Below are 24,417 nucleotides of genomic sequence, written 5' to 3' on the forward strand. Positions count from 1 at the left end.
GGTGACTAACAGGAACCACGATGACACATCTAAAGAAGCGCGAGCGCACCAAAACCAATGCGTCGTTAATTTCGATGGTGCAACGCTTTTCAGATATCACCATCATGTTTGGCGGGTTGTGGGTAATCTGCGAATTAAGCGGTTTGCCTTTCCTGTACATGCACCTGCTGGTGGCGCTGATCACGCTGGTCGTTTTTCAGATGCTCGGTGGCATAACGGATTTTTACCGCTCCTGGCGCGGCGTCAAAATATCCACTGAGCTGGTGCTGTTGCTGCAAAACTGGACGCTGAGCCTGATTTTTTGCGCAGGTCTGATCGCCTTTAATAACGATTTTGATAACCGTCTCGCCGTCTGGCTGGCGTGGTATCTGCTATCCAGCGTTGGCCTGGTGTTGAGTCGTTCGTTTATTCGCTACGGCGCGGGATGGCTGCGCAATTGCGGGTACAACACTCGTCGGGTGGCGGTGGCAGGGGACCTGCCAGCTGGACAAATGCTACTGGACAGTTTTCGCCATGAACCGTGGCTGGGGTTTGAAGTAGCAGGTATCTATCACGACCCTATCCCTGGAAAAAACTCCCGCGACTGGGCCGGTAATCTGCAACAACTGGTTGATGACGCTAAAGCCTCACGCATTCATAACGTTTATATCGCCATGTCGATGAGCGATGGTGCCAGCGTCAAAAAATTGGTGCGCGAGCTGGCCGATACCACCTGTTCAGTGATCCTAATTCCTGATGTCTTTACCTTCAACATTCTGCATTCCCGGATTGAAGAGATGAACGGCATTCCGGTGGTGCCGCTGTATGACACGCCACTCTCGGGGATTAATCGTCTGTTAAAACGCGCGGAAGATATCGTGCTGGCTTCAATGATCCTGCTACTTATTTCCCCGGTGCTGTGTGGCATAGCGCTACTGGTAAAACTGACCTCCAAAGGACCGGTGATTTTCCGCCAGACTCGCTATGGCATGGACGGCAAACCGATCAAAGTCTGGAAGTTTCGCTCAATGAAAGTGATGGAGAACGACGCGGTGGTGACGCAGGCGACGCAAAACGATCCGCGCGTTACCCCTGTGGGAAATTTCCTGCGCCGGACGTCGCTCGATGAGCTGCCGCAGTTTATTAACGTGCTCACCGGGGGGATGTCTATCGTCGGACCACGTCCGCATGCGGTGGCGCATAACGAACAGTACCGCCAACTGATTGAGGGATACATGTTACGCCATAAGGTGAAACCGGGTATTACCGGCTGGGCGCAAATCAACGGCTGGCGCGGTGAAACCGATACGCTGGAAAAAATGGAGAAACGTGTGGAGTTTGACCTCGAATACATTCGCGAGTGGAGCGTGTGGTTCGATATCAAAATTGTTTTTCTGACGATATTCAAAGGCTTTGTTAACAAAGCGGCGTATTAACATGAGTTTACGAGAAAAAACGCTTAATGGCGCAAAGTGGTCGGCGATTGCGACGGTGATCATTATTGGGCTCGGACTTATTCAGATGACCGTCCTGGCGCGAATTATTGATAACCACCAGTTCGGGTTGTTAACCGTGTCGCTGGTGATCATAGCGCTGGCCGATACGCTGTCGGATTTCGGTATCGCCAACTCAATTATTCAACGCAAAGAGATTGGTTATCTGGAGCTGACGACGCTGTACTGGCTAAATGTTGGGCTGGGTATCATGGTATGCGTGGCGATGTTTTTGCTGAGCGAGACGATTGCCCATGTGCTCAATAACCCAGAACTGGCACCGCTCATCAAAACCTTATCACTGGCGTTTGTGGTGATACCGCACGGGCAGCAGTTTCGCGCGCTGATGCAAAAAGAGCTGGCCTTCAACAAAATTGGCATGATTGAAACCAGTTCGGTGCTGGCTGGATTTACCTTTACCGTGGTCAGTGCCCATTTCTGGCCGCTCGCGCTGACGGCCATTCTTGGGTATCTGGTGAATAGTACGCTACGTACGCTGCTGTTCGGCTATTTTGGCCGCCGGATTTACCGTCCGGGGCTACATTTTTCGCTGGCATCCGTTTCGTCGAACCTGCGTTTTGGCGCATGGCTGACGGCAGACAGCATCATCAATTACATCAATACCAACCTTTCCACGCTGGTTTTAGCCCGCACGTTGGGAGCTGGCGTGGCGGGCGGATTCAATCTCGCCTGGAACGTGGCGATTGTCCCGCCGATAAAACTGAACCCGATTATCACCCGCGTGCTGTTTCCGGCGTTTGCCAAAATCCAGGACGACAGCGAAAAACTACGGGTGAATTTTTACAAGCTGCTGTCAGTGGTTGGGATTATCAACTTCCCGGCGCTACTGGGACTTATGGTGGTGTCGGACAACGTGGTGCCGCTGGTGTTTGGCGAGAAGTGGAACGGCATTATTCCGGTCCTGCAACTATTGTGCATTGTGGGTCTGCTGCGCTCGGTGGGGAATCCAATAGGATCGCTCTTGATGGCGAAAGCCCGGGTCGATATCAGCTTCAAATTCAATGTGTTCAAAACCTTTCTGTTTATTCCTGCCATTTTCATTGGCGGTCATCTGGCGGGGGCGATTGGCGTGACGCTGGGCTTTCTGTTGGTCCAGGTGATTAACACGATCCTCAGCTACTTCGTGATGATCAAACCTGTTCTTGGCTCCAGCTACCGTCAGTACATGCTCAGCCTGTGGCTGCCGTTGTATCTCTCCTTACCAACCCTTGTGGTGAGCTATGCGTTTGGCTTAACCCTTCGCAACCAAGTGCCATTAAGCGCGCTGCTGGGGATCCAGATAGCGGCAGGAGCACTGGTGTTTGCGCTAATGATCGTGCTGTCGCGCCATCCGCTGGTGGTGGAAATAAAACGCCAACTCTGTCGCAGTGAAAAAATGAAAACCTTGCTCCGTGCGGGATAAGAACAACGTTTTAAGAGGTCATAATGAAATTACTAATTTTAGGCAACCATACCTGCGGGAACCGAGGGGATAGCGCGATCCTGCGCGGTTTGCTGGATGCCATTAACGCGTTGCGTCCCGAGACCGAAGTGGATGTGATGAGTCGTTACCCGGTGAGCTCTTCGTGGTTGCTAAACCGCCCTGTGATGGGCGACCCGCTGTATTTGCAGATGAAGCAACACAACAACGCAGCGGGTGTTATGGGGCGCGTGAAGAAAGTGCTGCGTCGTCGCTATCAGCATCAGGTACTGCTCTCGCGTGTTACCGATTCCGGTAATCTGCGCAATATCGCTATCGCCCAGGGCTTTACCAATTTTGTCCGTCTGCTGTCGCGCTATGACGCCATCATCCAGGTCGGCGGATCGTTCTTTGTCGATCTGTATGGCGTGCCGCAGTTTGAACATGCCCTGTGTTCGTTTATGGCGAAAAAACCGCTGTACATGATTGGTCACAGCGTGGGGCCATTCCAGGATGAGCAGTTTAATCAACTGGCGAACTACGTGTTTGGTCACTGTAATGCGCTGATTTTACGTGAATCCGTCAGTCTGGATCTGATGAAGCGCAGCGCAATTACCACGGATAAAGTCGAAACAGGCGTGGATACGGCCTGGCTGGTTGACAACCATCATGAGGATTTTGAGCCAGGTTATGCGGTACAGCACTGGTTAGACATGGCGGCTAAACAGAAAACCGTTGCCATTACATTGCGTGAGCTGGCTCCTTTTGATAAGCGTCTGGGGACAACGCAGCAGGCCTATGAGCAAGCCTTTTCTGGGGTGGTGAACAGCATCCTCGACGAAGGTTACCAGGTGATAGCGCTGTCAACTTGCACCGGTATTGATAGTTACAACAAAGATGACCGCATGGTGGCGTTAAACCTGCGCCAGTATGTTAACGATCCGGCCCGATATCACGTAGTGATGGATGAACTTAACGATCTGGAGATGGGGAAGATTCTGGGCGCATGCGATCTGACGGTGGGGACTCGCTTGCATTCTGCCATCATCTCGATGAATTTTATGACGCCTGCCATCGCCATTAACTACGAGCACAAATCCGCCGGGATCATGCAACAACTGGGGTTACCGGAGATGGCTGTTGATATTCGTCATCTTCTCGATGGCAGTCTCGAAGGGAAGGTTGCCGATACTCTCGGACAGTTACCTGAGCTGCGCATACGTCTCGGCGACGCGGTTATGCGCGAACGCGAACGTGGGGTACGCATGGTGCAGTCGGTTTTAACGCGTATTGAGGGGGAAAAATGAAGATTGGTTTTTTCCTGCTTAAATTTCCGCTCTCCTCCGAGACATTTGTACTCAATCAGATAACCGCATTTATCGATATGGGCTACGACGTGGAGATTGTCGCTTTGCAGAAGGGCGATCTTGAAAATACTCATGCCTCCTTTAATACCTACCGTCTGGGTGAAAAAACGCGCTGGTTGCTGAATGAACCGGAAAGCAAACTGGCGAAACTGAAATATAGGGCAGCGGCGGCTCTGCACGGTATTACCCGCGCAGCGACCTGGAAAGCGCTTAATGTTGCACGCTATGGTGAGGAGGCGCGCAATCTGATTTTGGCAGCTATTTGCGGCGGGAATCCGCGAGCGTTTGAGGCGGATGTCTTTATTGCTCATTTTGGGCCCGCAGGCGTAACTGCCGCCAAGCTGCGTGAGCTTGGGATGATCCGCGGAAAAATCGCCACGGTATTTCATGGGGTTGATGTTTCGCACCGGGGCGTTTTGGCCCGCTATACCCCTGAGTATCAGCAGCTGTTTCAACGCGGTGATTTAATGTTGCCCATCAGCAATCTCTGGGCCGGACGTTTGAAAAGTATGGGGTGCCCGCCGCAGAAAATCGCGGTTTCGCGTATGGGTATCGATATGACCCGTTTTACGCCACGCCAGTTGAAATCACCCGCCGCACCGCTGGAGATTATCTCTGTCGCCCGCTTAACCGAGAAAAAAGGACTGCACGTCGCCATCGAAGCCTGTCGTCAGTTGAAAGAGCAGGGCATCTCATTTCGCTATCGCATTCTGGGGATTGGCCCGTGGGAGCGTCGTTTACGTACGCTGATCGAGCAATATCAACTCGATGATGTGATTGAGATGCCCGGCTTTAAGCCCAGTCATCAGGTAAAGGAGATGCTTGAACAGGCGGATGTATTTTTGCTGCCTTCGATCACCGGAAGAGACGGCGATATGGAAGGGATCCCGGTGGCATTGATGGAGGCGATGGCGGTGGGTATTCCGGTGATTTCCACCGTTCACAGCGGGATCCCGGAGCTGGTCGAGTCGGGTAAATCAGGCTGGCTGGCACCGGAAAACGACGCGCAGGCACTGGCAGAGCGTTTAGCGGCATTTAGCCTGCTCGACAGTGAGCAGGTACAGTCGATTGTGCAGTGTGCGCGCGAAAAAATTGAAAATGAATTTAATCAGTTAGCTATCAATAAACAGTTAGCCAGTCTGCTGCAAACGATGTAAATCGAGGTTGTATGTCAGAGAACAAACTCTCACGCCGTACTTTTCTGACGGCGGGCTCTGCGCTTGTCGTGCTGCATTCTCCCGTTGTTCGCGCGCTTGAATCATCGGGCAGCGTCAACATTCAGGATTACAACCCACAGGATTGGGTGGCCTCTTTCAGGCAGGCGTTCAAAGAAGGGCAAATGGTCGTCGTACCAAAAGGCCTGGAATGTAAGGATCTCAATACTGCTATTGTTATTCCGCCAGGCAAAACGCTCTTCATACAAGGGCGAATAAGTGGCAATGGCCGTGGGCGCTTTATTTTACAGGATGGATGCAACGTTGTGGGCGAGCAGGGCGGGAGCCTGAAGAACGTTACCCTGGATGTACGTGGTTCGGACTGTGTAATAAAAGGGATTGCCATGAGCGGTTTCGGTCCGGTGACGCAAATCTATATCGGCGGTAAAACTTCAAGGCTGATGCGTAATCTGATTATCGATGATATTACTGTCACACGCGCTAACTATGGGATTTTGCGTCAGGGTTTTCATAACCGAATGGACGGCGTAAAGATCACGAACAGCCGTTTTAGCGATCTACAGGGAGATGCCATTGAGTGGAATGTGGCTATCAACGACAGCAACATCCTCATTTCTGACCATGTCATTGAACGTATTAACTGTACCAATGGCAATGTGAACTGGGGCATCGGTATCGGGCTGGCGGGCAGTACCTATGACAATAGCTATCCCGATGAACTGGCGGTAAAAAACTTCGTGGTGGCGAACATCACCGGTACCGACTGTCGGCAGTTAGTTCATGTTGAGAACGGCAAACACTTTATTATTCGTAATATAACCGCGCGAAATATCACCCCGGATTTCAGTAAGAAAGCGGGCATTGATAATGCGACGGTTGCTATTTATGGATGTGATAACTTCGTGATTGATAATATCAATATGGAGAACAGCGCAGGTATGCTCATTGGTTATGGCGTCATCAAAGGTCGATATTTATCCATTCCACAAAACTTTAAGCTAAATAATATCCATCTCGATAACACCAAACGTGAATACAAATTACGCGGAATTCAGATCTCCTCTGGTAATGCAACGTCATTCGTGGCCATCACCAACGTGGAGATGAAGCGAGCCACGCTTGAGTTGCACAACCAACCGCAGCACCTTTTTTTACGTAACATCAGGGTGATGCAGCAATCGGCCACGGGGCCCGCACTTAAGATGCACTTCGATCTGCGTCAGGACGTACGCGGTAAGTTTATGGCTAAACAGGACACGCTACTCTCGCTGGCCAGTGTTCATGCAGTAAACGAAGTCGGGCAAAGTTCAGTTGACATTGACCGTATAAACCATCAGGTAGTGAATGTAGAAGCGGTGAATTTTCGACTACCGGGGCAGGGGAGGTAACTTTGCGACCATTCCTGGCTCAAGTCGCACATACTTGAGCTTAAGATTACTGCATTCTACAGATAAGCGGCGTAACATACGCGGCAACTGTACAATGTAATTCATACTGGCTAAAACAAGCTAAAAAGCTATAATTCAGCAACTAATGAATAGGTGAATGACTTAATGATTAATTTGAAAGCAGTTATCCCGGTAGCGGGCCTGGGGATGCACATGTTGCCAGCCACGAAGGCAATCCCTAAAGAGATGCTGCCGATCGTTGACAAGCCGATGATTCAATACATTGTCGACGAAATTGTAGCTGCAGGTATCAAAGAAATCGTTCTGGTAACTCATGCGTCTAAGAACGCGGTTGAGAACCACTTCGACACCTCTTACGAACTCGAATCGTTGCTTGAGCAGCGTGTTAAGCGCCAGTTATTAGCCGAGGTGCAGTCTATCTGTCCTCCGGGCGTGACTATCATGAACGTCCGTCAGGCTCAGTTACTGGGTCTGGGTCACTCCATTCTTTGTGCTCGTCCTATCATTGGTGATAACCCGTTTGTCGTGGTATTACCTGACGTTATTCTGGATACCGCAAGTGCGGATCCGCTGCGCTATAACCTCGCTGCTATGGTTGCTCGTTTTAATGAAACCGGGCGTAGCCAGGTGCTGGCTAAGCGTATGGAGGGCGATCTGTCTGAATACTCTGTTATTCAAACCAAAGAGGCTTTGGACAACGAAGGTAAAGTCAGCCGTATCGTTGAGTTCATCGAAAAACCGGATCAGCCGCAAACGCTGGATTCCGATCTGATGGCCGTAGGACGCTATGTGCTTTCTGCTGATATTTGGGCAGAGCTGGAAAAAACTGCTCCAGGTGCCTGGGGACGTATTCAGCTGACTGATGCCATTGCAGAGTTGGCTAACAAACAGTCTGTTGATGCCATGCTGATGACGGGTGACAGCTACGACTGCGGTAAAAAGATGGGCTACATGCAGGCATTCGTTAAGTATGGGCTGCGTAACCTGAAAGAAGGTCCGAAATTCCGTAAGAGCATCGAGAAGCTACTGAGCGAGTAGATATTTACAGGTCTTTGTGACGGTAAGCCAGAAAAAATAGCGGCAGCTAACATCCCAGCTTCTATGCTTTAAGCAATGGAATGTTACTGTCGCTTTTTTATGAAAAATGACCAATAACAACAAGTTAACCTACCAAGTTTAATCATGGCTTTGTCAGATTTTTTCTTGTTTCTGGTAGCATTTGGTAAGACAATTAGCGTTAGAATTTAACAGAGCTTTGCGAAAGCTGGCGGGGCTGGTTACATCTTTGGAATTTAGGTAGTGCTCTGGTAGCTGCAAGGCCAGGGGCGGTAGCGTGCATAATGCCCAGATGCGTGCATTATGTGCCAGCATATTAAATAGTATTCGTATAAACGATATTCGGAATTAAAACGTGAAAATACTAGTTACTGGTGGGGCGGGTTTCATTGGATCCGCAGTAGTTCGTCATATAATAAAAAATACTCAGGATACCGTTGTTAATGTCGATAAACTTACCTACGCCGGTAACCTGGAGTCGCTTGCCGAAGTCAGCGAAAATAATCGCTATTATTTTGAACACGCGGATATCTGTGATAAAGCGGCAATGGAGCGTATTTTTGCCACTCATCGACCGGATGCGGTGATGCATCTGGCAGCTGAGAGTCATGTTGATCGCTCTATTACAGGGCCTGCGGCTTTTATCGAAACGAATATCGTCGGTACCTATGTACTGCTGGAAGCTGCTCGTGGCTACTGGAACGGGCTGGAGGCAGATAAAAAACAGGCATTTCGTTTCCATCATATCTCCACAGATGAAGTATACGGCGACCTGCCACATCCAGATGAAGTGGCTGCTGGTAGTGTGTTGCCTCTGTTCACCGAAAAGACGGCTTATGCGCCGAGTAGCCCGTATTCTGCTTCTAAGGCATCCAGCGATCACCTGGTTCGCGCATGGTTACGTACCTATGGTTTCCCAACGATTGTCACCAACTGTTCCAATAACTACGGGCCGTATCATTTCCCTGAAAAGCTGATTCCGCTGGTGATTCTTAATGCGCTGGAAGGTAAAGCATTGCCAATTTATGGCAAAGGCGACCAGATTCGCGACTGGCTTTATGTTGAAGATCATGCCCGAGCGTTGTACACCGTGGTGACTCAAGGCGAGGTGGGTGAGACTTACAATATCGGTGGTCATAACGAGAAGAAAAACCTGGACGTTGTCCATACTATCTGCGATTTGTTGGATGAGATTGTGCCTAAAGAAGGTTCTTACCGCGAGCAAATTACATATGTGGCGGATAGGCCAGGGCACGATCGCCGCTATGCGATTGATGCGGCAAAAATCAGCGATGAACTGGGCTGGAAGCCGCAGGAAACCTTTGAGAGTGGGATCCGTAAGACTGTTGAGTGGTATCTGTCGAATACGCAGTGGGTTGAGAATGTGAAAAGCGGCGCCTACAAGACGTGGATCGAACAGAATTATGGAGAACGTCAGTAATGAATATTCTGCTGTTTGGTAAAACGGGCCAGGTGGGTTGGGAATTGCAACGTGCGCTAACCCCGTTGGGGAACTTGATCGCATTAGATGTACATTCGACTGACTATTGTGGTGATTTTAGTAATCCACAAGGCGTGGCAGACACCGTTCGTCGTATCCGGCCTGACGTTATCGTCAACGCGGCTGCCCATACGGCAGTAGATAAGGCTGAGTCCGAAGTTGAATTTGCCCGGTTGCTTAATACGACCAGTGTGGAGGCAATTGCCAAAGCTGCTGCAGAAATCGGGGCGTGGGTAGTGCATTACTCCACGGACTATGTTTTTCCTGGCACCGGTGAAACACCATGGCGCGAAACGGACGCTACAGGGCCGCTGAATGTCTACGGTGAAACCAAACTGGCGGGAGAAAAGGCGCTTCAGACGCACTGCGCCAACCATTTGATTTTCAGAACCAGCTGGGTGTATGCAGGTAAAGGCAATAATTTTGCGAAAACGATGCTGAAACTGGCAAAAGAGCGCACAGAGCTTTCGGTGATTAACGACCAGTTCGGTGCGCCAACCGGGGCTGAACTTCTTGCTGACTGTACGGCGCATGCTATCCGTGTTGCGATGAACAAACCCGATATGGCTGGACTCTACCATCTGGTTGCGGGTGGAACCACGACCTGGCATGACTATGCAGCACTGGTGTTCGATGAAGCCCGTAAGGCAGGAATTGAACTGGCATTGACCCAGTTAAATGCGGTGCCGACCAGTGCGTATCCTACTCCCGCACACCGCCCAACAAATTCTCGCCTGAACACCGATAAATTCCAGAATAACTTTGAGCTGGTATTACCGCAGTGGGATGCTGGTGTAAAACGTATGTTGGCTGAGTTGTTCACGACAACGGCGATCTGAATTTATTTTAATGCCCCTTGACGGGCATTTTGCACATAAAGAGATGATGAAATGAAAACGCGTAAAGGGATTATTTTAGCTGGTGGCTCAGGTACTCGTCTTTATCCTGTCACTATGGCTGTAAGCAAACAACTGCTGCCAATCTATGATAAACCTATGATCTATTATCCGCTTTCTACGCTAATGTTGGCAGGGATTCGTGACATCTTGATTATTAGTACTCCTCAGGATACCCCACGATTTGAACAGTTATTGGGTGACGGTAGCCAGTGGGGACTAAATTTACAATATAAAGTACAACCGACCCCAGATGGCCTAGCCCAGGCATTTATTATAGGTGAAGAGTTTATCGGTAATGATGATTGTGCTCTTGTTCTGGGTGACAACATTTTTTACGGACATGACTTACCAAAATTAATGGATACTGCCGTAAATAAAGAAAGCGGTGCAACAGTATTTGCCTATCATGTCAACGATCCTGAACGTTACGGGGTAGTTGAGTTCGATAAAAGTGGTACAGCAGTTAGCCTTGAAGAAAAACCACTCGAGCCTAAAAGTAATTATGCAGTAACCGGGTTGTATTTCTATGACAACGATGTTGTTGAAATGGCAAAGAACTTAAAACCTTCTGCACGTGGTGAGCTTGAAATTACCGACATTAACCGAATTTATATGGAACAGGGAAGGTTATCTGTTGCAATGATGGGACGTGGCTATGCGTGGCTTGATACAGGTACGCATCAGAGTCTGATTGAAGCAAGTAACTTTATTGCCACAATTGAAGAGCGTCAGGGATTAAAAGTTTCCTGTCCAGAAGAGATAGCATACCGTAAAGGATTTATTGACGCGGAGCAGGTTAAAAAACTAGCTATCCCATTATCAAAAAATGCTTATGGACAGTATTTGATTAAAATGATTAAAGGTTATTAATATGAATGTTATCAAAACTGAAATTCCTGAAGTTTTAATTTTCGAACCTAAAGTGTTTGGTGATGAACGTGGTTTTTTTATGGAGAGCTTTAACCAGAAGATATTTGAAGAGGCTGTTGGACGTAAGATCGAATTTGTGCAGGACAACCATTCTAAATCTGCGAAAGGTGTGCTTCGAGGACTGCATTATCAACTTCCACCTTTTGCCCAAGGAAAATTAGTTCGCTGCGTTGTAGGCGAAGTTTTTGATGTTGCTGTAGATATACGAAAAAATTCTGATACATTTGGCAAGTGGGTAGGTGTGAATTTATCAGAATTTAATAATCGTCAATTATGGATTCCTGAGGGATTTGCTCATGGATTTCAGGTGTTAACTGACGTGGCGCACTTTCTATATAAAACCACAAATTATTACTCATCTTTGCATGATAGAGGAATAAAATTTGATGATCCAGATATTGGTATTGTTTGGCAAAATATAGAACAGAGGATTTTATCCGCGAAAGATAGTAATCAACCTTATCTAAAAAATGTTGCATTATTTGATATATTTTAATGATAAGAATTTATTTTTGATGCGACACGAAGATTTTTATTGGAATGATAAAAAATATACTATATTTAACATTTGTGCAATCAACAAACTATATCTTTCCACTGCTTATGTTACCTTATTTGGTCCGTGTTTTAGGTCCTTCTGGGTATGGTAGTCTTATGCTGGCGCTGGCACTTATACAGTACTTTTTGATTGCTACTGATTATGGTTTCAATTTAAGTTCGACGAAGAAAATAGCTGTAGCAAAAAGCAGTAAAGAAGTTGATGTTATTTATACGAATACATTAAATGCTAAAATAATAATTTTTTTTGTGGGTATTTTTGTAATAACTCCAGTTTTGTATTTTTTCTTCAATTCGTTACTCGTCGTGTCAATTATTTTTATCTCATTGCTCGCTGTTCTGGGAAATATTATATTTCCACTCTTTCTATACCAAGGGCTGGAAAGAATGAAGGATATTATGTGGATAACAATGTTGGCAAAAGTTGTCATGACAGGATGTATTTTTATCTTTGTTAAAAATAAAAATGATCTTTTTATATCCGCATTTATTATGACTTTCCAATACTTAATTCCGGGATTGTTATCTTTATATGTGCTAAGAAAAAATAAAGTGGTAAAATATACTGGTTTCTGCTTTCGCTCCGCAATTGAAGAATTGAAGCATGGAAAGCCATTGTTCTTATCACAAATGGCTGTAACATTTTATACAACCTTCAATACTATTTTATTGGGGTATTTTTATAATCCGGTAGTTGTTGGTCAGTATGTCGCTGCGGATAAAATGAGAATGGCAGCACAATCATTATTAAACCCTATTCAACAAGTGGTATTTCCTAAGGTCAATAAAGAGCAGGGTAGTACTGACAGTAAGATTAAGAAATATCGACTAATAATTCTAGCTCCATCTTTTATTATGGCCATAGTCAGTTTGTTTTTTGGCCAGAAGGTGGCTCTTTTATATCTTGGTAATTCCTATCTGGAAGCATCTCATTTATTTGTATTAATGATGTGTCTACTACCTATAATTTCATTATCAGTAATATATGGGCAGTGGGGATTAATAGTAATAGGAAAGGAAAGAGTGCTGACAAAGATATATTGTTTTGCCGCTGTCATTCATGCTGCTTACAGTGTGCCATTAGTTATTAAATATTCAACTATTGGTATGGTTATATCTGTATTTTTAACTGAAGCTGTAGTTTCTATTTTAATGATCTATTTTTTCAATAGATATAAACAAATAAGTTAATAGTTAAATGCGAAATATATTTACAATTATTGTGACATATAATCCAAATTATGATGTCCTTTTTTTAAACATTAAACGGCTTTTATTATCATCAAATGTTATTATCGTTGACAATACACCAGATACTGATGCCGTTAATTTATATGAAGATAGGTTTTCTGATACCGAATACAATGTTGAGTATTTTGCGTTGCGTGAGAACAAAGGGATAGCATATGCGCAGAATAAAGGGTTTATTGAGGGTCTGAAAAAGAAAGCCGATTTTTTTATCCTCTTAGATCAAGATTCAAATATAAATGATGGCTTTATTTCCCATTTAATGGATGAATATAATGTTGCTATTGAGCACTTTAAAAAAGTAGCAGCTATTGGTCCTGCTATAATAAATGAGAGGAATCATACTCAGGATAATTATGAGATTAGTAAATCAGTTAAAACCTATAATGGTATCTATGATGTTGATGTGTTAATATCTTCGGGTTCATTAATTCCTGTTGACGCTTTGGTAGAAGTTGGGATGAACAATAGCTCATTATTTATAGATTTGGTTGATTTTGAATGGTGCTACAGAGCAAAATATGCAGGATATCATGTTTTAATGACTTCTAACGTCACTATGAAGCATAATGTTGGTCTGACGGATAAGAAAATCTGGCGAGGGAAGTATACTTCCATATGTTCACCTTTTAGGCTGTATTATGTATTCCGTAACTGCATTTTTGCTGTTAAAATGCCTCATTTTCCACTAAGCTTCAAATTCAGAATTATACTAAGTTTGCCTCTAAAATGCTTGATTCACATGACTTGTGATAGAAAATTTGAACGTTTAGGCTATATATGTAAAGGCGTCATCGATGGTGTTTTAAGTAGAGCGGGTGATTATAATAAGAATTGGGTTAAAAATAAAAAATGATTGCTTCTGGAAAAAAAATCGTTATCAATGATAGTTATTTTTTAACAAATTTAGTCTTCGGTTGTTTAAAATCAGATGATACTGAAGTTGTTGAATTACAAAATAAACCAGAAAAAAATAATATAATAAATAGAATTATATCGATAATTTTGAAAAAAAGATTGTTTCCGTGGTTTTTTATCTTAATGCTAGCATTTAATAGACGATTCATAAAAAAAAGAAACCAACACTATGAGTTGTTATTAACTGTCGGAGTAGAAGATTTATCTCGCTTGTCGAAAATATATTTTTCTTATTATACTATCGACAAACTTATCTATTGGCAATGGAATCCATCTCCTAAATCAAACTTCCTTAAAAAAATTGATTTTATGTTGAGAATAAAACTTCTTAAGTTAGCCGGGTTTACTATTTATACATTTGATCATGATGATTCAAAAAAATATGATCTTTATTATTATCCTCAATTATATTCTCGCGCATTAGTTTGTAGTATAAAAAATCGAAAAGAACCTGTGAAAGGAACAGTATTCTTTGTTGGTGATAATAAGGGTAGATTAGATAAGCTTAAATTTCTTTCAGGGGTAATGAAAAAGCTAGATTTAAAACCCAACTTTTATGTGCTTGATAATAAGAATGAAATATCTTCTGGTATTTCAACAGAAGGATTACAGTTCATATCCGAGCTAATGGATTATAAAACGTCTCTTAACATGATTGATAAGGCAGAGTATTTGCTGGAAGTAACTCAGACAGGGCAAAGTGGTTTAACTTTAAGAACTTTAGAATCTCTTTTTTTTGGGAAGAAGCTAATCACAGATAATTCATCCATTTATATGTATGATTTTTTTAATCCAGCTAATATTTATATTATAGATTACCATAAAAAAGAGTCGGTAATTATTGATGAAATTGAAAGGTTCAAGCTTATGAAATATGAAGATATCGAAGATTCTACTCTGAATAAATATGATGTTAAATCATTTTTTGAACATGTTTCCAGTGATGATTATAAAGACACAACGTTAAGATATTAAATGACATGATAACTTTGATCATATTTTCATTAGGTTTTTATATCTTTGCATATTATATAGGAACCTTTAATTTTAATACTAAAGTACAGTTGTTTTTAACATTATTTCCTCTATTTATTATTTCAGCCTTTAGATATAATGTTGGATTTGATTTTACGTCATATCAAGATTATTTTTATTTGGTTCAGGAAGACAATGATGTCTATCTTGATATGACATATAAGTCATTATCTCGATTGTTTTATGACGTTGGAGGTAATGAACAATGTATTTTTATAATTTACTCATTGTTAACCGTTTTTTTGCTCTATAAAATATTTGAATATATAGTTGTAAATTATGATGTTAAAAACAGAAGAATATATATCATAGGGTTAGTTTTTTCTTTTTATTCATTTTACTTTTTTTTGAGTTTAAATCAGATTCGCTCGTCTCTTTCAGCTTTATTCCTTTGTTATGCCTTTATCAAAGATAAAAGGACAATTGTTTTTTATTTGTGTTTCTTTTTTGCTTTTTTATTCCATTCAGCAAGTATTTTTTTATTTCCTGTTTATTTTGTGATTAAAAAATTAAATTTTAAATTTATGCTTTTTCTTTTTCCGGTATTAGCGTTACTTTCATTCTTTAATCTTTTTTCGGAATTAATTAAGGTTTTGTTGCTAGTTAGTAATAGTAGGTTCTCAGTTTATTTCAACTCAGAGTTTTTTACGCCTAAGGTAGGGTTGGAAAAGTTCTACACATTGGCTACAACTTTTGTTACTTTAGTTATACTTGGGATCTCAATTCTCAATCTTCCACGAAGATATGAGATGTTGTTAAGGTTGGTATATTGTTTTATATTATTACGATTAATGTCAATGGATGCGCTTATTTTTGCACGATTAAGTGATTTTTTAAAGCCAGTTAGTATTATTATTGTATTTGCCACGATATATGAAATATCCTTTAAGTTTAGACCGAATTTTATATTGCCGTTTTATATCATAGCTATAATGATTCTTGCTCTATTTAATATATATATTGGTTCAAATATCTCTGAAATCCCAAACTATAAGTATTATTTTAACTTCTGCATTTTTGGTAAAGTATGTCCAATCTAAAGATAAATGATGAAAAATTGTTATCAATAATTATACCTGTATATAACGTTGAGGAATATCTTCAATTATGTCTCGAATCATTGCTTAGAAACATCAGCAAAGATGCCGAGAACTATATCGAAATATTAATAATTAATGATGGTAGCACTGATAATAGTCAAGCGGTTATAAATTCTTATCTTGGAAAAGCATCGTATATTAGGGCATATGTTAAACAAAATGGTGGTTTATCCGATGCAAGGAACTACGGTATACAACGGTCAAGAGGTAAATATATAAGCTTTATTGATTCTGATGATATAGTTAATCCTGAATTTATCAATGTGGTCGTGAGTATACTAATACAGAATGAATTCGATGTTATGTCATTTGAGTTTAAAAAATTTTTTGGCATGGGCACAACGGCTTTAGAGTCATATTCCTTTGCACCGAAAAAACTTAATGATCATTTGCATAATGTTGACCTTAATTTCTATTTAGACGGTGCTTTGGTTGCGTGGAATAAAATCTATTCTAAAAAATGTTTCGATGAAATACAATTTACTAAAGGGTTGTATTATGAAGACGTTGCACTAGTTCCACTTATTCTTGATTCTGCAAAAGTTATCAAACATCTTGATTTAGTACTTTACGGTTACAGACAAAGAAAAGGTTCAATTACATCGCAGCAAGATGATAAATATATGGATTTGTTAAAAGGTGTGGAGTTTATTTATAGCAAATCCACTTCAACGTTTATTCGAAAAATAATTATTTCACAATTTTTTACATTGTGTTTGATTACTTTAAGATTACCATTAAAGCATTGTATACGAAATATGAATAGAATTTCACACATATATATAAATAATTTTGATTTTAGCAATGATAAAATTTCATTTTCAATAAAAAATTCTCCGTTTTTATTGCTTAAAATTTTTGGACGTACGTCCGTTTACTTGCTGTTAGGTGCAAAGCCGTTAATAAAAATACATTTGTGGCTAAAAAATACACTCTCTACATTTAGGTGATGATATGAAGGTTGATTATTTAATCGTCGGCTCTGGTCTTTTTGGTGCTATTTTTGCATATGAGATGAATAAGCGCGGGTTTAATGTTAAAATAATTGAAAAACGTTCTCATGTAGGAGGTAATATATATTGTGAGAAAATAGAGGATATTAATGTTCATAAATATGGCGCCCATATATTTCATACAAATGATAAAAACATATGGGAATATGTAAACAAATTAACAGAGTTTAACCGATTTACAAATTCTCCAATCGCAATATCCAAAGGTGAAGTTTATAATTTACCTTTTAATATGAATACGTTTAATAAGATATGGGGGGTTAGTCGTCCTCAAGAGGCAATGTCAATAATTGCTTCTCAACGAGCAGAACTATGTAATGAGGTGCCTTCAAATTTGGAGGAGCAGGCTATATCGTTAGTTGGCAGAGATGTTTATGAGTTATTAATAAAAGAATACACTGAGAAGCAATGGGGAAGAAGTTGCAAAGATCTCCCTGCATTCATTATCAAGAGACTCCCTGTTAGGTTCACTTACGATAACAATTATTTTACTGATAAATATCAAGGGATCCCTATTGGTGGATACAATGAAATCATTGATAAACTATTGGATGGTATTAATTGCGAAACAAATGTTGATTTTTTTGATGATAAAGATATGTGGTTAACCAATGCTAATAAAATAGTATATACAGGACCTATAGATAAATTCTTTGATTACAAGCACGGCGCTCTAGAGTATAGAAGCTTGAGGTTTGAGAACGAGATTTATAATATTGATAACTTTCAAGGTAATGCCGTTGTAAATTATATAGATAGCAAATATGAATTTACTCGTATAATTGAACATAAACATTTTGAATTTGGGATGCAACCAAAGACGGTAATTACTAAAGAGTTTCCAAAGGAATTTGTTTCTGGAGACGAACCATATTATCCCGTCAATGATTCAAAAAATAACAGGATTTATTCTAAATATAAATCCGAAACAGAGCAATGTCCTTGTGTAATATTCGGTGGTAGATTGGCAGAATATAAATACTATGATATGCACCAAGTCATTTCTTCTGCGCTGAAAGCTGTGGATTTGGAGCTTGGAATATGAGCGAAAACGAAGTTGTGTGTATTATTGTTACATTCAATCGAGCCGAATTGTTAAAGAAAGTAGTCCATGGTGTGCTTAATCAAACAAAGCATGTTTCAAAGATAATAATTGTTGATAATAATAGTCAAGATAATACTTCTGAAATTGTTGCTTTGTTTAAATTATCGTTTGATAATATAGTGTATCATAACACTGGTAGTAATTTGGGGGGGGCTGGTGGCTTTCATGCTGGTTTTACCATTGCTGAAGATTACCCGTATGACTATATATGGGTAATGGATGACGATTGCCTCCCTGAACCGAATTGTTTAGAAGAGTTGCTTAAAGTAAATATTGAAAGCGTTGGGATCGTTCAACCCATGCGATATAACCTTGATGGCTCTTGTGCTGAGTTATCTCCGGTTGAATATGATCTTAAGAATCCTTTCAATTTGAATCCAAAAACTAAATCGGTGCTCGATTGTTATGACGGCTTGACAAGCGATTCTATCATAGAATTACATGGGGTTCCTTTTGAGGGACCTTTGATTTCTAAGAAAGTAATTCAAGATGTCGGATATCCGAATCCTAATTTTTTTATTTTTTATGATGATCTTGATTTTTCTATAAGAGCAAGGAAACTAGGATATAAAATTTTTTGCTCAAGTAAGGCGAAAGCCACAAGATTACTGATAAATAATCAGCGTAATGATTTGAGGTCATGGAAAGGCTATTTTATGCTGCGTAATTTATTCTATATACATTCAATCTACGGTGAAAACAGCTTTGTGAAATTTAAACCCTACATCCTGGTTTTGGGATATTCATTTTTATCGTTCTTACGTTTCGATTTTGTACAGATAGGGACTATTTGTGCAGCAATTAGAGATTCAAAAAAACTAGCTAATACTGATTTGTACAAGCCGAGAAAAAAAAATTAGCACGGCCCTCAATTGATTTGAATCGAAGGTATGTAGCTTATAAACTCTCTGAGAGAATCAATAAAAGTCACCTGACAGGAGTATGTAATGTCCAAGCAACAGATCGGCGTCGTCGGTATGGCAGTGATGGGGCGCAACCTGGCGCTCAACATCGAAAGCCGTGGTTATACCGTCTCCATCTTCAACCGCTCCCGCGAGAAAACTGAAGAAGTTGTTGCCGAGAACCCGGGTAAGAAACTGGTTCCTTATTACACGGTGAAAGAGTTCGTCGAGTCTCTTGAAACCCCACGTCGTATCCTGTTAATGGTGAAAGCGGGTGCTGGCACCGATGCTGCCATCGATTCCCTGAAGCCGTATCTGGATAAAGGCGACATCATCATTGATGGTGGTAACACTTTCTTCCAGGACACCATTCGTCGTAATCGTGAACTGTCAGCCGAAGGCTTCAACTTCATCGGTACCGGTGTTTCCGGCGGTGAAGAGGGCGCACTGAAAGGCCCATCCATCATGCCTGGTGGTCAGAAAGAAGCGTACGAACTGGTTGCTCCTATCCTGACCAAGATTGCCGCGGTTGCTGAAGATGGCGAACCGTGCGTGACCTATATCGGTGCGGATGGTGCAGGTCACTATGTGAAGATGGTCCACAACGGTATCGAATACGGCGATATGCAGCTGATTGCTGAAGCCTATTCCCTGCTGAAAGGCGGCCTTAATCTGTCTAACGAAGAGCTGGCAACTACTTTCACCGAGTGGAATGAAGGCGAGTTGAGCAGTTATCTGATCGACATCACCAAAGATATCTTCACCAAGAAAGACGAAGAGAGTAAATACCTTGTTGATGTGATCCTGGACGAAGCGGCGAACAAAGGCACCGGTAAATGGACCAGCCAGAGCTCTCTGGATCTGGGCGAACCGCTGTCGCTGATCACCGAATCCGTATTCGCTCGCTACATCTCTTCTCTGAAAGACCAGCGCGTTGCGGCATCTAAAGTGCTGTCTGGCCCGCAGGCTAAACTGGCTGGTGATAAAGCAGAGTTTGTTGAGAAGGTCCGTCGGGCGCTGTATTTGGGCAAAATCGTCTCTTATGCCCAGGGCTTCTCTCAACTGCGAGCCGCATCTGACGAATACAACTGGGATCTGAACTACGGCGAAATCGCGAAGATCTTCCGCGCGGGCTGCATCATTCGTGCGCAGTTCCTGCAGAAAATCACCGACGCCTATGCTGAAAACAAAGGCATCGCGAACCTGCTGCTGGCACCGTACTTCAAAAATATCGCAGATGAATATCAGCAAGCGCTGCGTGATGTAGTGGCTTACGCTGTGCAGAACGGTATTCCGGTACCGACCTTCTCTGCAGCAGTAGCCTACTACGATAGCTACCGTTCTGCGGTACTGCCGGCTAACCTGATCCAGGCCCAGCGTGACTACTTCGGTGCGCACACGTATAAACGCACTGATAAAGAAGGTGTGTTCCACACCGAATGGCTGGATTAATCTGATTTAGTCTAACTGTGAATCCAGGCCCGGAGCGCTCCTCCGGGCTTTTTTATTGCCAAAAAATGGGATTCAGTCAGGTCCGATATCCGGTGTTGTAGCAAATCACGATATACTGGCGCAATGCAGAGCCGATGCGCCACGTTGTTGGCAGCGTGTTCACCCTCAAATGTTCAACCGGAAGAAGTTACACAGCGAATGAAGATAACTATCTCAGGAACAGGTTATGTAGGTTTGTCGAACGGTATTCTGATTGCCCAGCACCACGAAGTGGTCGCTCTGGATATCGTTCCGACGAAGGTCGAGATGCTGAATCAGAAAAAATCGCCGATCGTTGATAAGGAGATCGAAGAATATCTGGCGACAAAACAGCTGAATTTCCGTGCAACGACCGATAAGTATGATGCTTACCGCGACGCGGACTACGTTATTATCGCGACACCGACTGATTACGATCCGAAAACTAATTACTTTAACACCTCGAGCGTCGAGTCAGTGATCCGCGATGTGGTCGAAATTAACCCAAATGCGGTGATGGTAATTAAATCAACGATTCCGGTTGGCTTTACGAACTCCATTAAAGAACAGTTGGGTATCGACAATATTTTCTTTTCGCCAGAATTCCTGCGTGAAGGCCGTGCGCTATACGACAACCTGCATCCGTCCCGTATCGTTATTGGTGAACGTTCCGAACGCGCCGAGCGTTTTGCCGCGTTGCTGCAGGAAGGTGCGGTTAAAAAAGACATTCCGACGCTGTTTACCGACTCGACTGAAGCCGAAGCCATCAAGCTGTTTGCCAACACCTACCTGGCGCTACGTGTGGCCTACTTTAACGAACTGGATAGCTATGCAGAAAGTCTTGGCTTGAACTCACGGCAGATTATTGAAGGTGTGTGCCTGGATCCGCGTATCGGTAATCACTACAACAACCCGTCATTCGGCTATGGTGGTTACTGTCTGCCGAAAGATACTAAGCAGTTGCTGGCTAACTACGCGTCTGTGCCGAATAACATTATTGGCGCGATCGTTGATGCGAACCGTACGCGTAAGGATTTCATTGCAGATTCTATTCTTGCGCGTAAGCCTAAGGTGGTTGGCGTGTACCGTTTGATCATGAAAAGTGGTTCCGATAATTTCCGGGCATCATCGATTCAGGGCATCATGAAGCGCATTAAGGCAAAGGGCGTGCCCGTTATTATCTATGAACCGGTCATGGAAGAGGATGAATTTTTCCATTCCCGAGTTGTGCGTGATCTTAATGCGTTCAAAAATGAAGCAGATATTATTATTTCTAACCGCATGACATCAGAATTAGCTGATGTTGCCGATAAAGTTTATACCCGCGATTTGTTTGGTAGTGATTAATCTCGTCTCCATAAAAAAGGCCTTATATAAGGCCTTTTTTATTTTAATCAGGTCAGTAATTAAACTTTGTAGAAATCACGGTACCAGTCAACAAAGTTCTTCACCCCATCTTTAACCGTGGTTTCAGGTTTAAAACCAATTACCTCATACAGTGCTTTAGTGTCTGCGCTGGTTTCCAGTACATCACCTGGCTGTAGTGGTAGCATGTTTTTCTTCGCTTCAATACCCAGAGCATCTTCCAAAGCCTGGATATAGTCCATTAGCTCAACCGGTGAACTATTGCCGATATTGTAGACGCGCCAGGGCGCAATGCTGGCTGCTGGGGTGCCTGTTTCAACGGTCCATTGTGTGTCTGCGTGTGGAATGACATCCTGCAGGCGAATGATTGCTTCTGCGATATCATCAATATAGGTAAAGTCACGCTTCATTTTGCCATAGTTATAGACGTCAATACTCTTCCCTTCCAGCATCGCTTTGGTGAACTTGAACAGCGCCATATCCGGTCGACCCCACGGACCGTAAACGGTGAAAAAACGCAACCCGGTTGTGGGCAATCCGTACAGGTGGGAATAAGTATGGGCCATCAGTTCGTTGGCTTTTTTGGTTGCCGCATACAGAGATACGGGGTGATCAACGGAATCATCCGTTGAGAAAGGCATTTTGCGATTCAGGCCGTAAACTGAACTGGAGGATGCGTAGAGTAAATGCTGAATTTTATTATGGCGACACCCTTCCAGTATGTTCAGAAAGCCTGTGAGATTTGAGTCTGCGTAGGCATGCGGGTTTTCGAGTGAATATCGTACGCCAGCCTGTGCTGCGAGATGGATCACACGCTCAAAATGCCCGGATGCGAAAAGTTCAGTCATGCCTTCGCGGTCGGCTAAATCAATTTTATGAAACTGGAAACCAGGCTGTGCAAGTAATTCCAGACGAGCTTGTTTAAGGCTGACGTCGTAGTAATCGTTCAGGTTATCAATACCGACTACTTGATGGCCAGCCTCAAGGAGGCGTTTGCTAACGTGGAAGCCGATGAAACCAGCGGCACCCGTAACCAAGTATTTCATGTTTATTCCTCTTTTTGGCTAAATAATAGCCAGTCGCCAACAGGTGCTACTAAAAAGTGGAATGATACCGTTAGATGGTAAAAAAGCTAATTGTTATATTATTTACGCCAACCATTTTTACTGGTTAGACGGTAAGTATTCACGATATGAATTCAAAAAAATGAATTGTAAAGTATAACGATTAGCGGGCATGAAACCTGTCTGTTGATGGTTTTTTGCGCATGAAGATGTTCTTTGAGTATTTACACTCTTATTTAATCGTATCGATTTTCAGTAGTGATTGAAATATCAATCAAAATCCCAGAAACAATTTGATTTTTTTATCATTAATCCTATGGCATTGCCTCAATTTATAGCTAAACTAATCCCAGTTTAAGTCTTTCCTTATCTAGGGTTTCTATGTCTGTAAGTGATAACAACATGTCCGGGCGCAGTCACGATCCGGAACAGATTGATCTGATTGATTTACTGGTACAGTTGTGGCGTGGGAAAGTAACAATCGTTATCGCGATTGTTATTGCCATAGTGCTTGCTGTGGTCTATTTGACAGTTGCTAAGGAGAAATGGACCTCAACAGCCATTATTACTCAACCGGATGTTGGTCAGATCGCCACATATAACAACGCCCTCAATGTGTTGTATGGTGCCAGCGCTCCCAAGGTTACTGAACTGCAGACAAACGTGGTTGGTCGTTTCAGTACCTCTTTCTCTGCATTGGCTGAAACGCTTGATAATCAGGAAGAACCACAGAAACTGTTAATTGAACAGTCTGTGAAAGGTCAACCGCTGCCGTTAGCGGTTTCTTATGTGGGTGGCTCACCTGAAGACGCTCAGCGTCAACTGGCTGAATACATTCAACAAACAGATGAAAAGGTTGCTAAAGAGCTGGAGCTTGACCTGGTTGATAATATCAAGTTGCAAACAACCACGTTGCAAGACTCTCTGAAAACTCAGGAAGTGGTCGCGCAGGAGCAAAAAGATCTGCGAATTAAGCAAATTCAGGAAGCGCTGCGTTATGCAGAGCAGGCCGGGGTGACTAAGCCGCAAATTCAGCAGACGCAGGATGTGACGCAGGACAGTATGTTCCTGTTGGGTAGTGATGCCCTGAAATCCATGATTGAGCACGAATCTACACGTCCTTTGATATTGTCTGATAACTACTTCCAGACCAAGCAAAAGCTTTTGGATATTGAAAGTCTTAAGCTTGAAGGGGCTGAGTTACACGCCTACCGCTATGTGATGAAACCAACGTTACCGATTCGTCGTGACAGCCCGAAAAAAGCGATTACCCTCGTGCTGGCGTTTCTGCTCGGTGGGATGATTGGTGCAGGCGTAGTGCTGGGGCGAAATGCTCTGCGTGGTTACAAAGTCAAAGCTGAGTAAGTCTAAAGCTGACAACAAAAAACCGGGCTCTGCCCGGTTTTTTTA

The 24,417-nt window shown here is 42.9% G+C and carries 21 protein-coding genes; 20 read left to right on the forward strand and 1 reads right to left on the reverse strand.

Annotated features, from left to right (window positions below):
• Positions 1–20 precede the first annotated feature (20 nt).
• From wcaJ to ugd, 19 genes are all read left to right on the forward strand, one after another.
• A complete protein-coding gene (wcaJ, locus tag OGV85_RS15480) occupies positions 21–1,415 on the forward strand; it encodes an undecaprenyl-phosphate glucose phosphotransferase (protein WP_061547701.1) in 1,395 nt (464 codons plus the stop codon).
• 1 nt (position 1,416) lies between these two features.
• Positions 1,417–2,895: a colanic acid undecaprenyl disphosphate flippase WzxC gene (gene wzxC / locus OGV85_RS15485; RefSeq protein ID WP_181522767.1), complete on the forward strand. Its 1,479-nt coding sequence runs from the start codon at positions 1,417–1,419 to the stop codon at positions 2,893–2,895.
• Between the two features lie 23 nt (positions 2,896–2,918).
• Positions 2,919–4,199, forward strand: a complete 1,281-nt coding sequence (gene wcaK, locus OGV85_RS15490) for a colanic acid biosynthesis pyruvyl transferase WcaK (protein WP_061547703.1) — start codon at positions 2,919–2,921, stop codon at positions 4,197–4,199.
• Positions 4,196–5,416, forward strand: coding sequence for a colanic acid biosynthesis glycosyltransferase WcaL (gene wcaL / locus OGV85_RS15495; protein WP_061547704.1), 1,221 nt, complete (start codon positions 4,196–4,198; stop codon positions 5,414–5,416). The genes wcaK and wcaL overlap by 4 nt, the downstream gene beginning before the upstream one ends.
• Positions 5,417–5,427: 11 nt before the next feature.
• Positions 5,428–6,822, forward strand: a complete 1,395-nt coding sequence (gene wcaM / locus OGV85_RS15500; protein ID WP_061547705.1) for a colanic acid biosynthesis protein WcaM — start codon at positions 5,428–5,430, stop codon at positions 6,820–6,822.
• Positions 6,823–6,987: 165 nt separating this feature from the next.
• Positions 6,988–7,881, forward strand: coding sequence for a GalU regulator GalF (gene galF / locus OGV85_RS15505; protein ID WP_049002535.1), 894 nt, complete (start codon positions 6,988–6,990; stop codon positions 7,879–7,881).
• Between the two features lie 373 nt (positions 7,882–8,254).
• Positions 8,255–9,340 (forward strand): dTDP-glucose 4,6-dehydratase, encoded by a 1,086-nt coding sequence (rfbB, locus tag OGV85_RS15510; protein ID WP_049002536.1) that lies wholly within the window; start codon positions 8,255–8,257, stop codon positions 9,338–9,340.
• The gene (rfbD, locus tag OGV85_RS15515; protein ID WP_061547706.1) at positions 9,340–10,239 is read left to right on the forward strand and encodes a dTDP-4-dehydrorhamnose reductase; all 900 of its coding nucleotides are present in this window, start codon (positions 9,340–9,342) and stop codon (positions 10,237–10,239) included. The genes rfbB and rfbD overlap by 1 nt, the downstream gene beginning before the upstream one ends.
• 51 nt (positions 10,240–10,290) lie before the next feature.
• A complete protein-coding gene (gene rfbA / locus OGV85_RS15520) occupies positions 10,291–11,169 on the forward strand; it encodes a glucose-1-phosphate thymidylyltransferase RfbA (RefSeq protein ID WP_049002538.1) in 879 nt (292 codons plus the stop codon).
• Between the two features lies 1 nt (position 11,170).
• A complete protein-coding gene (gene rfbC / locus OGV85_RS15525; RefSeq protein ID WP_061547707.1) occupies positions 11,171–11,725 on the forward strand; it encodes a dTDP-4-dehydrorhamnose 3,5-epimerase in 555 nt (184 codons plus the stop codon).
• Positions 11,726–11,769: 44 nt separating this feature from the next.
• A complete protein-coding gene (locus tag OGV85_RS15530) occupies positions 11,770–12,978 on the forward strand; it encodes a flippase (protein ID WP_072291300.1) in 1,209 nt (402 codons plus the stop codon).
• A gap of 7 nt (positions 12,979–12,985) precedes the next feature.
• Positions 12,986–13,891 (forward strand): glycosyltransferase family 2 protein, encoded by a 906-nt coding sequence (locus OGV85_RS15535; protein WP_061547709.1) that lies wholly within the window; start codon positions 12,986–12,988, stop codon positions 13,889–13,891.
• Entirely contained in the window at positions 13,888–14,928 is a 1,041-nt protein-coding gene (locus OGV85_RS15540; protein ID WP_061547710.1) for a WaaS/CpsH family glycosyltransferase, read from the forward strand. The genes OGV85_RS15535 and OGV85_RS15540 overlap by 4 nt, the downstream gene beginning before the upstream one ends.
• Positions 14,929–14,933: 5 nt before the next feature.
• Entirely contained in the window at positions 14,934–16,028 is a 1,095-nt protein-coding gene (locus OGV85_RS24435; protein WP_061547711.1) for an EpsG family protein, read from the forward strand.
• On the forward strand, positions 16,016–17,038 hold the full coding sequence (locus tag OGV85_RS15545) for a glycosyltransferase family 2 protein (RefSeq protein WP_061547712.1): 1,023 nt from the start codon (positions 16,016–16,018) through the stop codon (positions 17,036–17,038). The genes OGV85_RS24435 and OGV85_RS15545 overlap by 13 nt, the downstream gene beginning before the upstream one ends.
• Before the next feature lie 4 nt (positions 17,039–17,042).
• A complete protein-coding gene (glf, locus tag OGV85_RS15550) occupies positions 17,043–18,146 on the forward strand; it encodes a UDP-galactopyranose mutase (RefSeq protein ID WP_061547713.1) in 1,104 nt (367 codons plus the stop codon).
• A complete protein-coding gene (locus tag OGV85_RS15555) occupies positions 18,143–19,066 on the forward strand; it encodes a glycosyltransferase (protein WP_061547714.1) in 924 nt (307 codons plus the stop codon). The genes glf and OGV85_RS15555 overlap by 4 nt, the downstream gene beginning before the upstream one ends.
• Positions 19,067–19,153: 87 nt before the next feature.
• Positions 19,154–20,560: an NADP-dependent phosphogluconate dehydrogenase gene (gene gnd / locus OGV85_RS15560; protein WP_061547715.1), complete on the forward strand. Its 1,407-nt coding sequence runs from the start codon at positions 19,154–19,156 to the stop codon at positions 20,558–20,560.
• Between the two features lie 198 nt (positions 20,561–20,758).
• Positions 20,759–21,925 carry a UDP-glucose 6-dehydrogenase gene (ugd, locus tag OGV85_RS15565; protein WP_003030115.1) on the forward strand — a complete coding sequence of 389 codons (1,167 nt, stop codon included), beginning with the start codon at positions 20,759–20,761 and terminating at the stop codon, positions 21,923–21,925.
• Positions 21,926–21,984: 59 nt separating this feature from the next.
• Here the strand turns inward: ugd and OGV85_RS15570 are convergent, their stop codons facing one another.
• The gene (locus OGV85_RS15570) at positions 21,985–22,989 is read right to left on the reverse strand and encodes an NAD-dependent epimerase (protein ID WP_061547716.1); all 1,005 of its coding nucleotides are present in this window, start codon (positions 22,987–22,989) and stop codon (positions 21,985–21,987) included.
• A 399-nt stretch (positions 22,990–23,388) separates the two neighbouring features.
• Here OGV85_RS15570 and wzzB point away from each other — a divergent pair, with 399 nt between their 5' ends.
• The gene (wzzB, locus tag OGV85_RS15575; RefSeq protein ID WP_061547717.1) at positions 23,389–24,372 is read left to right on the forward strand and encodes an LPS O-antigen chain length determinant protein WzzB; all 984 of its coding nucleotides are present in this window, start codon (positions 23,389–23,391) and stop codon (positions 24,370–24,372) included.
• Positions 24,373–24,417 lie beyond the last annotated feature (45 nt).

This window comes from Citrobacter sp. Cf132 (assembly GCF_030333885.1).
GTDB lineage: Bacteria > Pseudomonadota > Gammaproteobacteria > Enterobacterales > Enterobacteriaceae > Citrobacter > Citrobacter freundii.

Bases quoted from the DNA above. Each gene is read 5' to 3' on its own strand.
- galF (WP_049002535.1), top strand. From the start codon at position 6,988: ATGATTAATTTGAAAGCAGTTATCCCGGTAGCGGGCCTGGGGATGCAC.
- glf (WP_061547713.1), top strand. From the start codon at position 17,043: ATGAAGGTTGATTATTTAATCGTCGGCTCTGGTCTTTTTGGTGCTATT.
- rfbC (WP_061547707.1), top strand. From the start codon at position 11,171: ATGAATGTTATCAAAACTGAAATTCCTGAAGTTTTAATTTTCGAACCT.
- rfbA (WP_049002538.1), top strand. From the start codon at position 10,291: ATGAAAACGCGTAAAGGGATTATTTTAGCTGGTGGCTCAGGTACTCGT.
- OGV85_RS15545 (WP_061547712.1), top strand. From the start codon at position 16,016: ATGTCCAATCTAAAGATAAATGATGAAAAATTGTTATCAATAATTATA.
- gnd (WP_061547715.1), top strand. From the start codon at position 19,154: ATGTCCAAGCAACAGATCGGCGTCGTCGGTATGGCAGTGATGGGGCGC.
- rfbD (WP_061547706.1), top strand. From the start codon at position 9,340: ATGAATATTCTGCTGTTTGGTAAAACGGGCCAGGTGGGTTGGGAATTG.
- wcaL (WP_061547704.1), top strand. From the start codon at position 4,196: ATGAAGATTGGTTTTTTCCTGCTTAAATTTCCGCTCTCCTCCGAGACA.
- OGV85_RS24435 (WP_061547711.1), top strand. From the start codon at position 14,934: ATGATAACTTTGATCATATTTTCATTAGGTTTTTATATCTTTGCATAT.
- OGV85_RS15535 (WP_061547709.1), top strand. From the start codon at position 12,986: ATGCGAAATATATTTACAATTATTGTGACATATAATCCAAATTATGAT.
- OGV85_RS15540 (WP_061547710.1), top strand. From the start codon at position 13,888: ATGATTGCTTCTGGAAAAAAAATCGTTATCAATGATAGTTATTTTTTA.
- wzxC (WP_181522767.1), top strand. From the start codon at position 1,417: ATGAGTTTACGAGAAAAAACGCTTAATGGCGCAAAGTGGTCGGCGATT.
- ugd (WP_003030115.1), top strand. From the start codon at position 20,759: ATGAAGATAACTATCTCAGGAACAGGTTATGTAGGTTTGTCGAACGGT.
- wcaK (WP_061547703.1), top strand. From the start codon at position 2,919: ATGAAATTACTAATTTTAGGCAACCATACCTGCGGGAACCGAGGGGAT.
- wcaJ (WP_061547701.1), top strand. From the start codon at position 21: ATGACACATCTAAAGAAGCGCGAGCGCACCAAAACCAATGCGTCGTTA.
- OGV85_RS15555 (WP_061547714.1), top strand. From the start codon at position 18,143: ATGAGCGAAAACGAAGTTGTGTGTATTATTGTTACATTCAATCGAGCC.
- wcaM (WP_061547705.1), top strand. From the start codon at position 5,428: ATGTCAGAGAACAAACTCTCACGCCGTACTTTTCTGACGGCGGGCTCT.
- wzzB (WP_061547717.1), top strand. From the start codon at position 23,389: ATGTCTGTAAGTGATAACAACATGTCCGGGCGCAGTCACGATCCGGAA.
- OGV85_RS15530 (WP_072291300.1), top strand. From the start codon at position 11,770: ATGATAAAAAATATACTATATTTAACATTTGTGCAATCAACAAACTAT.
- OGV85_RS15570 (WP_061547716.1), bottom strand. From the start codon at position 22,989: ATGAAATACTTGGTTACGGGTGCCGCTGGTTTCATCGGCTTCCACGTT.